Annotated in this window: 10 protein-coding genes; 7 read left to right on the forward strand and 3 right to left on the reverse strand. The window is 68.0% G+C overall.

Annotation, left to right across the window (positions count from 1 at the left end; genetic code table 11):
• The 6 genes from Q0066_RS09740 to Q0066_RS09765 form a co-directional block, all read left to right on the forward strand.
• Window positions 1-1,229: extracellular solute-binding protein (locus Q0066_RS09740; protein WP_298132414.1), on the forward strand; the 1,229-nt coding region annotated here is incomplete at its 5' end.
• Between the two features lie 95 nt (window positions 1,230-1,324).
• Complete coding sequence (locus tag Q0066_RS09745) at window positions 1,325-2,275, forward strand: sugar ABC transporter permease (RefSeq protein ID WP_298132416.1); 951 nt, start codon at window positions 1,325-1,327, stop codon at window positions 2,273-2,275.
• Complete coding sequence (locus Q0066_RS09750) at window positions 2,272-3,180, forward strand: carbohydrate ABC transporter permease (RefSeq protein ID WP_298132419.1); 909 nt, start codon at window positions 2,272-2,274, stop codon at window positions 3,178-3,180. The genes Q0066_RS09745 and Q0066_RS09750 overlap by 4 nt, the downstream gene beginning before the upstream one ends.
• Window positions 3,177-4,553, forward strand: coding sequence for a GH1 family beta-glucosidase (locus Q0066_RS09755; RefSeq protein WP_298132421.1), 1,377 nt, complete (start codon window positions 3,177-3,179; stop codon window positions 4,551-4,553). The genes Q0066_RS09750 and Q0066_RS09755 overlap by 4 nt, the downstream gene beginning before the upstream one ends.
• Before the next feature lie 33 nt (window positions 4,554-4,586).
• On the forward strand, window positions 4,587-5,588 hold the full coding sequence (locus Q0066_RS09760) for a LacI family DNA-binding transcriptional regulator (protein ID WP_298132422.1): 1,002 nt from the start codon (window positions 4,587-4,589) through the stop codon (window positions 5,586-5,588).
• A gap of 671 nt (window positions 5,589-6,259) precedes the next feature.
• Entirely contained in the window at window positions 6,260-6,541 is a 282-nt protein-coding gene (locus Q0066_RS09765) for a hypothetical protein (RefSeq protein ID WP_298132423.1), read from the forward strand.
• Window positions 6,542-6,701: 160 nt separating this feature from the next.
• Here Q0066_RS09765 and Q0066_RS09770 read toward each other — a convergent pair whose 3' ends face one another.
• From Q0066_RS09770 to Q0066_RS09780, 3 genes are all read right to left on the reverse strand, one after another.
• Complete coding sequence (locus tag Q0066_RS09770; protein WP_298132424.1) at window positions 6,702-7,577, reverse strand: transglutaminase family protein; 876 nt, start codon at window positions 7,575-7,577, stop codon at window positions 6,702-6,704.
• 157 nt (window positions 7,578-7,734) lie between these two features.
• Window positions 7,735-8,382 carry a hypothetical protein gene (locus tag Q0066_RS09775; protein ID WP_298132426.1) on the reverse strand — a complete coding sequence of 216 codons (648 nt, stop codon included), beginning with the start codon at window positions 8,380-8,382 and terminating at the stop codon, window positions 7,735-7,737.
• 307 nt (window positions 8,383-8,689) lie between these two features.
• Complete coding sequence (locus tag Q0066_RS09780; protein ID WP_298132428.1) at window positions 8,690-9,094, reverse strand: hypothetical protein; 405 nt, start codon at window positions 9,092-9,094, stop codon at window positions 8,690-8,692.
• Between the two features lie 89 nt (window positions 9,095-9,183).
• Between Q0066_RS09780 and Q0066_RS09785 the strand changes: the two genes are divergently transcribed.
• On the forward strand, window positions 9,184-10,450 hold a 1,267-nt coding region (locus tag Q0066_RS09785; RefSeq protein ID WP_298132429.1), incomplete at its 3' end, for a gluconokinase.

A 10,450-nucleotide genomic window follows, 5' to 3' on the forward strand; every position in this document is an offset into this window, starting at 1 on the left:
CCGCACCGTCGTCACCCGCCTCGGCGCCGTCATCGGCGTCCACCGAGCCGGTCACACTGACGGTCGCCACCTTCAACGAGTTCGGCTACGAGGGACTCTTCAAGGAGTACATGAAGCTGCACCCGAACGTCACCATCACGCCGAAGAAGGCGGCCACCTCGAACGAGGCCCGCGAGAACTACTTCAGCAAGCTGGCCGCCGGTTCGGGCCTGAGCGACATCGAGGCGATCGAGGTCGACTGGATGCCCGACGTCATGCAGACCTCCGACAAGCTGACCGACCTGAGCGGCGACGACGTCAAGGGTCGCTGGCTCGACTGGAAGTCGGCCGCGGCGACCACACCGGACGGCAAACTGGTCGGCTTCGGCACCGACATCGGTCCGGAGGCGGTCTGCTACCGCTCCGACCTGTTCGCCAAGGCCGGCCTGCCCACCGATCGCAACGAGGTCGCTCAACTGCTGAACGGCGACTGGAACAAGTACTTCGAGGTCGGCAAGCAGTTCGTGGCCAAGTCCAACGGCGTGGCCTGGTTCGATTCCGCCGACGCGATCCTGCAGGGCCAGATCAACCAGGTACCGAACGCCTTCTCGTCCTCCGACACCGAAGAGGTGCTGATTCCGCTCGACCAGAACCAGCCGGTCAAGGACATGTACAACTCGGTGCTGAAGGCCGCCAAGGACGACAAGCTGTCCGCCGGCCTCGCCCAGTGGAGCACCGACTGGACCAACGCCTTCCAGAAGAACAAGTTCGCCACCATGCTGTGCCCGGGCTGGATGCTCGGCGTGGTCGAGGGCAACGCCAAGGGCGTCAAGGGCTGGGACATCGCCAACGTCTTCCCCGGTGGCGGCGGCAACTGGGGCGGCTCGTACCTGACCATCCCGGCTCAGGGTAAGAACACCGCGGCGGCCCGCGAGCTGGCAGCCTGGCTGACCGCTCCCGAGCAGCAGATCAAGGCGTTCAAGTCCAAGGGCACCTTCCCGAGCCAGGTCGAGGCACTGAGCAGCCCCGAACTGCTGGGCGTCACCAACAAGTTCTTCAACAACGCGCCGACCGGCCAGATCATGGCCGACCGGGCGAAGGCGGTCACCGTCAATCCGTTCAAGGGCCCGCAGTACTTCGCCGTCCGGCAGGTGCTCGCCGACGCGATCAACCGGGTCGACGTGACCAAGAAGCAGTCCGCCGAGGAGTCGTGGACGCAGGCGGTCAAGGAGTTCAACGCCCTCGGCTGAGGGCGCTGAACCGAAGGTTCCGCGAAAGCGGGGGCGGGGTGGCCACACCACCCCGCCCACCGCCCGAACCGTCCCCGACGCGAACGGAGACCACGATGACCTGGCGACAGCGCCTCAGCCGATGGGACGTCCGCAGCGCCCCCTATCTCTACATCGCCCCGTTCTTCCTGCTCTTCGCAGTGGTCGGGCTGTTCCCGCTGCTCTACACCGGCTGGGTGGCGCTGCATCGGTGGAGCCTGGTGGTCGGCAATCAGGGCTTCATCGGACTGGGCAACTTCGGCTACGTGCTCGCCCAGCCGCGGTTCTGGGACGCCGTGGTCAACACCTTCAGCATCTTCCTGCTCTCTTCAGTGCCGCAGATCCTGCTGGCGATCTTCATCGCCTCGGTGCTGGACGCCAACCTGCGCGCCAAGACCTTCTGGCGGATGGGCGTCCTGGTGCCCTACGTGGTCGCGCCGGTGGCGGTCTCGCTGGTCTTCGGTCAACTGTTCGCCGACGAGTCCGGAGTGATCAACACCATGCTGGCCGGCCTCGGCCTCGACCCGATCGGCTGGCACGCCGACCGGTGGGCCTCGCACGTCGCGATCGCCACCATGGTCAACTTCCGCTGGACCGGCTACAACGCGCTGATCTTCCTGGCCGCGATGCAGGCCATTCCGCGCGACGTCATCGAGGCGGCCGTCGTGGACGGCGCCAACCGGTGGCGCACCTTCCTCAACGTGACCGTGCCGATGCTGCGTCCGACGATCATCTTCGTCGTCATCACCTCGACCATCGGCGGCCTGCAGATCTTCGACGAACCGCGGCTGTTCGACACCTTCGGCCTGGGCGGGCCAGACCGGGAATGGATGACGGTCACCATGTACCTCTACGAACTGGGCTGGGCCACCCAGCGCAACCTGGGCCGCTCGGCGGCGGTGGCCTGGCTGTTGTTCCTGATCATCGTGCTGTTCGCGATGATCAACTACGCCATCACCAAACGGATCGCCAGCAGTGACGCACCGCACCATCGGGTTCGCGGACAAGGGAAGGCGGTGGCCCGATGAGCTCCGTCGCAATGGCCGAGCAGCTGGCCGGCAAGGGTGCGGCCCGCGCCGCCCGGCGCCGCCGGCACCGGATGGAGGGCGGCTTCCGCCGCCCCGGCTGGCTCACCTATCTGCTGCTCAGCCTGTTCATCGTGATCTCGGTGGCGCCGCTGTACTACGCCTTCCTGCTGTCCACCTCGACGGCCACCGACATCGCCCAGAACCCGATCCCGTCGCTGATCCCGCAAGGTCACTTCGCCGAGAACGTCGGACGCGTGCTGGACGCCGGAATCGGCTTCTGGCAAGCCCTGTTGAACAGCGTCATCGTGGCGGTGGTCACCTCGGTCGCGGTGATCTTCTTCTCCACCCTGGCCGGCTACTCGTTCGCCAAGCTGCGTTTCCGCGGCCGCAACGGCCTGCTCGCCTTCGTCATCGGCACCATGGCGGTGCCCACCCAGCTGGGCGTGATCCCGCTGTTCATCGTGATGTCGAACCTGGGCTGGGTCGGCAAGCTGCAGGCGGTCATCGTGCCCGGCCTGGTCACCGCGTTCGGGGTGTTCTGGATGACCCAGTACCTCTCCGAGGCGTTGCCGTACGAGCTGATCGAAGCGGCCCGGGTGGACGGCTGCTCGATGATCCGCACTTTCTGGCACGTCGCGCTTCCGGCGGCTCGGCCCGCTGCGGCGATGCTGGGGCTGTTCAGCTTCGTCGGGTCGTGGACCAGCTTCTTCTGGCCGTTCATCGTGCTCGGATCGACCAATCCGACGCTGCCGGTCGCCCTGCAGTTGTTGCAGGCGTCCTACTTCAAGGACCTGTCGTTGATCATGGCCGGCGTGGTGCTGGCCACGGTTCCGCTGTTGCTGTTGTTCGTCGTCGCCGGCCGCCAACTGGTCTCCGGCATCATGCAAGGAGCAGTCAAAGGATGAGCACCCTCCGTTTCCCCCAGGGCTTCCGCTGGGGCACCGCCACCTCGTCCTTCCAGATCGAAGGCGGCGCCGACGAGCGCGGCGACTCGATCTGGGACGAGTTCTGCCGGGTTCCGGGCGCCATCGTGGACGGCTCGGACGGCCGGGTCGCGGTCGACCACTACCACCGGTACCCCCAAGACGTGGAGTTGATGGCCTCGATGGGTCTGGACACCTACCGGTTCTCGGTGTCCTGGCCGCGGGTGCTGAACCCGGACGGCTCGGTGAACCGGGCTGGCATGGGCTTCTACGACGCCCTGGTGGACGCCCTGTGTGCGGCCGGCATCCGGCCCTGGCTCACCCTCTACCACTGGGATCTTCCCGCCTGGCTGCCCGGCGGCTGGACCAACCGGGCCACCGCGGACGCCTTCGCCGACTACGCACTGCGGGTGCACGACGCGCTCGGCGACCGGGTGCGAGTCTGGACGACGCTGAACGAGCCCTGGTGCGCCTCCTTCCTGTCCTATGCCGGCGGCCATCACGCGCCCGGCCACACCGACCCTGCCGAGGCCTACGCCGCCGCCCATCACCTGCTGCTCGGGCACGGCCTGGCCGTGAAGGCGCTGCGGGCCGCCGATCCCGGGGCGACGCTGGGGCTGACGCTGAACTTCACCCCGGCCTATCCGGCCGACCCGGACAGCGCCGCCGATGTCGACGTGGTGCGCCGGGTCGACGGCACCGCGCACCGGATCTTCACCGATCCGGTCTTCCGGGGCGAGTACCCGGCCGACGTGATCGCAGACGCCGGCGCCGCCTGGCCGTCCGGACTGGTCCACGACGGCGACCTGGAGCTGATCGGAGCGCCCATCGACGTGCTGGGGGTGAACTACTACACCTCACAGCTGTTCCGCGCCGGTCAGCACTCGAGCCAGCCGACCCCGCATCCGGCCGCCCCGGACGCCGTCGCCGTCGACCGTCCCGAACTTCCCCGTACCGACATGGGTTGGGAGGTCACCCCGGACGCCTTCCGCGACCTGCTGGTCGGGCTGCACCGCGACTACACCGGTCCGGCCGGCATCCCGTTGGCGATCACCGAGAACGGCGCGGCGATCGACGACCCCGACCCGGCGTCCGGACCGATCGAGGACACCGAGCGGATCGACTATCTGGTCGGGCATCTGAGCGCGGTGCATGAGGCGATCGAGGCCGGTGCGCAGATCGACACCTATCTGGTCTGGTCGCTGATCGACAACTTCGAATGGGCCTTCGGCTACACCAAGCGGTTCGGCCTGGTGGCGGTCGACGAGGCACTGAACCGGGTGCCGAAGGCGAGCGCCGGTTGGTATTCCGAGCTGGTCCGCACCGGTACGCTGACGCTGCCGGAGCGGGCCTGAGCGACCCGGCACGAACGGGAGGCAGAGGCGGCGATGAGTCAGCGGACGGCCCCGACCTTGGACGACGTGGCCCGCGCGGCCGGCGTCTCCCGGGCCACCGCCTCACGCGTGGTCAACGGTGTGGTGCCGGTGTCGCAACCGGCCGCGGAAGCCGTCCGGCGGGCCGTCGAGATGCTCGGCTATCGCCCCAACACCGCTGCCCGTGCCCTGGTCACCCGGCGCGTCGGTGCGGTGGTGGTGCTGGTGCCCGAAACCGAGGAGCGGGTGTTCTCCGATCCGTTCTTCCCGCGGGCCTACCACGGAGCGCTGGAGGCGTTCCGGCACACCGGCATCCACGTGCTGCTGTCGATGGCGCACCCCCATGACGGCGTCGATCCGATGCTCGCCTTCTTCCTCTCCGACCATGCCGACGGCGCGATCGTGATCTCCCACCACGGCCACGACTTCGCCCGCGCGGTCGCCGCCTCGTCGCGTCCGGTGGTGTTCGTCGGCAATCCCGGGGTGCCCGGACTGGCCTACGTGGACGTGGACCAGCTGAAGGCGTCCGCCACCGCGACCCGGCACCTGATCGAGCGGGGGGCGGGCACCATCGGCTCGGTCACCGGCCCGATGGACATGGCGGCCGGTGTGGAACGGCTGCGCGGCTTCCAGCAGGAACTGGCCGAGGCCGGACGCAGTGGTCACCTGATCGCCGAAGGCGATTTCACCTTCGCCGGCGGCGAAGCGGCGGCCTACGACCTGCTCAGCCACCACCCCGGCATCGACGCCCTGTTCGTGGCCTCCGACCTGATGGCCTCGGGTGCGATCCGGGCCGCGGAACGGCTCGGACGCCGCGTCCCCGACGACCTGCTGATCGTCGGCTTCGACGATTCGGTGGTGGCCACCCAGAGCATCCCGACGCTGACCACGATGGAGAACCGTCCCGACGTCCTGGCCCGCACCGCCGGCCAGATGCTGCTGGAGAAGCTCAACGGCACCGAGCCGGAGTCCCCGGTCATCCTGCCCAGCCGCTTGGTCCAGCGGGAGTCGGCCTGACCCACGTCGTCCCGGGCTCGCCCCGGGATCTCGGCGCAGCCATTGCCGGAACCCCCGCGATTCGTCATCCCGGGCTTGCCCCGGGATCTCGGTGCGGCGGCCAGTCGCGCGCGGAGATCCCGGCGGACGCCGGGATGACGAGGCGCACTGCGGGCTGTTGAGTTCGAGGCTGAAGCAAACCGCATATCTGGCACTCCACTGATCTCGGCGTTCAAGAGGAGTACTGACATGGATCTGAAATCCGGGCATATATTTCAGAGTTGGCTTCGTGGTGTAAGACCCTCCGATGGCTCGATTAAGTCTGTGTTCAAAGTGACAGAGAGAGTACTGGAGGCCAGTCGCAATAAGGCGCTGAATGATGCCTTGGCAATGGTCGAGTGAACTGCCAAAAAACCGGAATTGGTTGCATCATTCCCCCTGAATTGTGCGCATCATAGGGCCCATACTCTCCATACTCAGTGCTTCGCCTCGCCCTCAACACACGCCAAACTCACCCCTTCGGGCAGGCGGGAAGGGAGCCCCCAATGTTCGTCTCCAAAAGCCGGCTGACCGTCGTGGTCCGCCTGCTGCGGAGCTCACGGCACCTTGTGCTCGCAGGTACGTCTGAACGCCGACATGATTCACTACGCTGGCCTACTGGATTGCAAGGTCAACACGTAGCATGACGGCTAATGAGTAACGGAGCAACGACGCGCGCATCACGGTCGACGTGGCGCAAGCCGGCCAGTTGGGCGGTGTTCGCTGGAGTCGTCATCGTGGCCACTTGGCTGCTCGGCGCGTTGGCGCTCATGGTTTTGTCGTTCAGCTCCGGGCTCGTCCTGATCGTCAGTGGGATTCGCTCCACCGGCTGGCCGCGTCCCGTCCAGATCGTCGTCGGCGCGTTGCTGGTGCTGCTACCCATCTTCGTGCTCATCGACATGGCGACAGGAAGCTTTACTGTCGTCGTGCGATAGCTGATTTCATCGAGAGAGCCTGTGGGAAACCGCAGGCTCTTTCTCTGCCTTCTTATCCCGAAATTGTCCCCAGAGACAGAGCAGGGCGGTCTTGCCGATCAACTCAGCCGTCCGCTCCGCCGGGATGACGGGGCACCGTTGGTCGAGCTTGTCGAGACCCTCAGTTGCGGAACGGATCCCGAGCGGCCAGCGACGTGTCCGCCGGCGGCCAGGATTCGGAGAAGTCCTCGTCCGCCCAGACGGTGAGCCGGCGCAGCCAGGGAGCGCCGTAGCTGGTCACCATCGCGACATCGGCGGCGTCGCGGCCGCGGGCGATCGGGACGTGGCCTTTGCGCCGGGCGTTGTGCCGCGGATCGAAGGTCCACCAGCGGTCACCGACATACACCTCGACCCAGGCGTGGAAGTCCATCGGCGTCGGCAGCACCGGCACGTCCATGTCGGGCAGATAGCCGCTGATGTAGCGCGCCGGAATGTTCAGTGCCCGGCACAGCGTGATCATCAGGTGCGCGAAATCTCGGCAAACCCCGTAGCCGGACTCGTAGGAGTCCTTCGCCGTCCACCACGAGCCGGTGCTGCCGGTGCGGTATTCCAGGTGGTTCCAGACCCAATCCTGAACCTCGGTGACCAGGGCGAAGGTGCGCTCGCGGTTGCCGAAACGCTCCCAGGCGGCGGCACTGAGCATGTCCGACTGGCAGTAGCGGCTGGGCAGGGTGAACAGCAGGGTCTCGTCGGGCAGTTCCTCCGGCGGGCCGAGCACCGCGGACGGATCGGCGGCGTCCAGCTCGTCGGGCACCTCGACGACGGCGTAGTAGCCGACCAGCGATTCGCCGACGGGCAGCACCAGCCGGCGCAACTCATTGCCGTACAGGTCGCGGAACTGTGTCGCCGGGGTGGCCGGGTCACAGGTCCAGAGCTCGCGGACGACAGTCGCCTCGCCCGCGGGCCGCACCAGGAAGGTGGCCGGGGTCGGCGACTGGGCAACGTGGTTGAACTCGCAACCGAGGCGCAACGCGCGCACGGATCGGGGCTGCGACACACCGGCTCCCTTCGTCGTGTGGGCGCCAACCTATCCCAGCCGGAAGCGGCCTCGTGCACCCGCCCACCCGATCACACCTCTGGGGGTGTATGAGCTTCTCTAGCTAACTCTACTGTGATTGCTAGCTATCTTTAGCGTCGGGCAGAGAGAGCAATCGTCAGGCCACCGCCACCAGGGTCGCCGCGTGCGGGGCGAGCTGTCGAATCGCGCGGGCGTTACGTGAGCGAACCAGGGCGGCGCTGATCCGCAATGGCTGGGCGGCCTCATGGCTGCGCAGCCCCAAGCCGTAGACCGCGTACAGACAGGCCCCTGCCTCGCGATCGATCAACCCCAGCCGGGTGGCCGCACGGACCAGCCGAGAGACGTCCAACCGCGGTGGGACGCCGAGTTCGTCGAGCGCCACATCCGCGACCGGACGCCGATCGTCACCGGCGCGCACCCTCAGCCGGGTGTCGAGGGCGAGGTTGGCGGCGATCCGGCACGGACGGCGCGCCAGCGGATACTCCGCCAACCGCAGCCAGCACTCCGCCACGTAGTCACCGACGCAATGCCGGGAATCCTGAGCGGCCAGCCGGATCAGCTTGCCGAGCATCGCCTGCATCACCACCCGCCCCGCCAGTTCATCGCCGGCGGCATGCCGCCGCAGCAACTCACCCAGCCCGGCGTCCGGGTCGTCGGCGATACCGTGAAGCACCTCGCCCAGATCTCGCCCGGGCAGCGACCAGGTGGCGGGCGTCGGCACTGCGGCGAGCGATTCCCACTCGGCGTTGAGCGAACGGACGACCGGTTCGGCACGATGTCTCATGCCGCTCACCCTGATCAGCAGGTGTTGTCACAGGTGTTGTCCAACGAAACCCAAGTGTTGCCAGCCAAAACCGAGCGACATTCAGTAACCGTTCAGTAACGTCCGTCCGACACGGCGTCCGCGATGGTGGCCGAGCGCCCTGGGTCGTACACTTGACGTATCACCTTGGGGAGTTGGTTGCCCTCTCAACCATCTACATCGCCCAGGGGGCTGCATGGACGGTCCAGCAGCCTCCTGGAGCCCTTAACGGGACAACGATCCGGAGTCGCACGGCCGCGGCTCCGGATCGCTTCGTTCCGGGCCGGGATCAGGCAGTCGCGTAGTCGTCCAGGGTGCGGTCGAGGAAGTCCTTCAGGTCGCCGGTCTCGCCGTCGCGACCACCGCGTCCGACCACCATCGGCGGCAGGCTGGGGCTGAGTTTCACCCCGGTGAACCGGGCGAATCGGCCGCCGGTGGTCAGCAGCTTGAAGAACCGGCCGTCGGGAGCGATCGCCAGGGTCTGGCCCTTGTTGATGTACCAGCCGACCTGGTCGCTCTTCACCCGGGTGCCGTCCATCAGCAGCGCGCGCAACGGTTCCGGACGCAGCCCGCGAGCCGCCGCGGTCGCCACGAACTCATCGATCAGCACCTGCGCGGCAACCGACTCGTTGCGCAGGGCCGCATCGGCCAGCTCCTGACGCCGGCGGGCGTCCTCCTGGCGACTGGAAACCATGGCGGTCACCCTACTCGCGCGGCTACCGCGCCGGGGGCGGCCGTGAACCCGGTCTAGCCGCCGGATCGCGCCGCATGATTGTCTGAGCCATGAGCTTCAGCGTTGAGCCCGAGCAGGCCCAGTCCCCCTTCGTCCTCGCCCTCGATGTCGGCAGCACCGGCACCCGCGGCGGCCTCTTCGACGCGACCGGGCTGCCCGTGAGGGGTTGCCGGCTCAAGATTCCGCACGCGTTCACCACCGGCTCGGACGGCACCACCGTCATCGACGGCGACCAGGTGGCCGACGAGTTGCGGCAGATCGTGGAGTTCGTGGCCGGCTCCAGTCAGCACCCGATCGCCGGTGTGGCCCTGGACACCTTCGCCGCGTCGCTGGTCGGGGTGGACGCCGACGGCAACGCGATCACGCCGTGCTTCACCTACGCCGACTCGCGTTGCTCGGCCGAGGTCGACCAGCTGCGCCAGACCCTCGACGAGGACGCCACCCAACAGCGCACCGGCACCCGACAGCACACCGGCTATCTGCCGCCGCGGTTCCTGTGGCTGCGCGAGACCGACCCGGACACCTTCGGACGCGTGCGGAGCTGGATGTCGCTGGGCGAGTACGCCTACCTGAAGCTGATCGGCACCACCGCGGCCGGCACCTCGACCGCGGCCTGGACGGGCATGCTGAACCGTCGCGAGGGCACCTGGGACGCCGAGCTGTGCGCCCTGGTCGGGGTGGAGGTTGAGCAGTTCTCACCGATCGCCCACCCCAGCCAGCCACTGACCCCGAAGCTCGCCCCGCTGCACCCGAACCTGGCCGATGCTGTCTGGTTCCCGCCGGTCGCCGACGGCTTCTCGTCCTCGCTGGGTGCCGGCGGCACCGACTCGAGTTCGATCGTGGCCGCGGCGGCGACGTCCGGGGCGATGCGGGTGCTGGTCGACGGCCTGGTCGACGACCTGCCCCGCGGCCTGTGGTGTTACCGGGTGGACGAGAACCGCTCTTTGCTGGGCGGTGCGCTCAACGACGTCGGCCGCGCGGTCAGCTGGTTGCAGGCCACCTTGCGGCTGCCCGAGGAGCCCGAGGTGCTGGACGCCGCACTGCGGGCCGATCCGTCGCCGCTCACCCCGCTGGTGCTGCCCTGGTTCACCGGCGAGCGGTCCACCGGCTGGGTCGGCCAGGCACGGGCCGAGTTCCACCGGGTCTCGGCCGGCACCACCCCGGTCGACCTGTACCGGGCGACGATCGAGGGCGTCGCACTGTCCTATCAGCGGATGCTGGCCCAGCTCACCCAGGCCGCCGGCGGTGCCCAGCGGGTGCTCGCCACCGGCAGCGTGACCGCCGAGGTGCCGGGGCTGCTGCAGGTGCTGGCCGACA

Source organism: Micropruina sp. (assembly GCF_027492755.1).
Classification (GTDB): Bacteria; Actinomycetota; Actinomycetes; order Propionibacteriales; family Propionibacteriaceae; genus Micropruina.

What these genes read in the sequence shown, in the direction of transcription:
- Q0066_RS09765 (WP_298132423.1), top strand. Translation starts at nt 6,260, where the DNA reads ATGAGTAACGGAGCAACGACGCGCGCATCACGGTCGACGTGGCGCAAG.
- Q0066_RS09745 (WP_298132416.1), top strand. Translation starts at nt 1,325, where the DNA reads ATGACCTGGCGACAGCGCCTCAGCCGATGGGACGTCCGCAGCGCCCCC.
- Q0066_RS09760 (WP_298132422.1), top strand. Translation starts at nt 4,587, where the DNA reads ATGAGTCAGCGGACGGCCCCGACCTTGGACGACGTGGCCCGCGCGGCC.
- Q0066_RS09755 (WP_298132421.1), top strand. Translation starts at nt 3,177, where the DNA reads ATGAGCACCCTCCGTTTCCCCCAGGGCTTCCGCTGGGGCACCGCCACC.
- Q0066_RS09750 (WP_298132419.1), top strand. Translation starts at nt 2,272, where the DNA reads ATGAGCTCCGTCGCAATGGCCGAGCAGCTGGCCGGCAAGGGTGCGGCC.
- Q0066_RS09775 (WP_298132426.1), bottom strand. Translation starts at nt 8,382, where the DNA reads ATGAGACATCGTGCCGAACCGGTCGTCCGTTCGCTCAACGCCGAGTGG.
- Q0066_RS09780 (WP_298132428.1), bottom strand. Translation starts at nt 9,094, where the DNA reads ATGGTTTCCAGTCGCCAGGAGGACGCCCGCCGGCGTCAGGAGCTGGCC.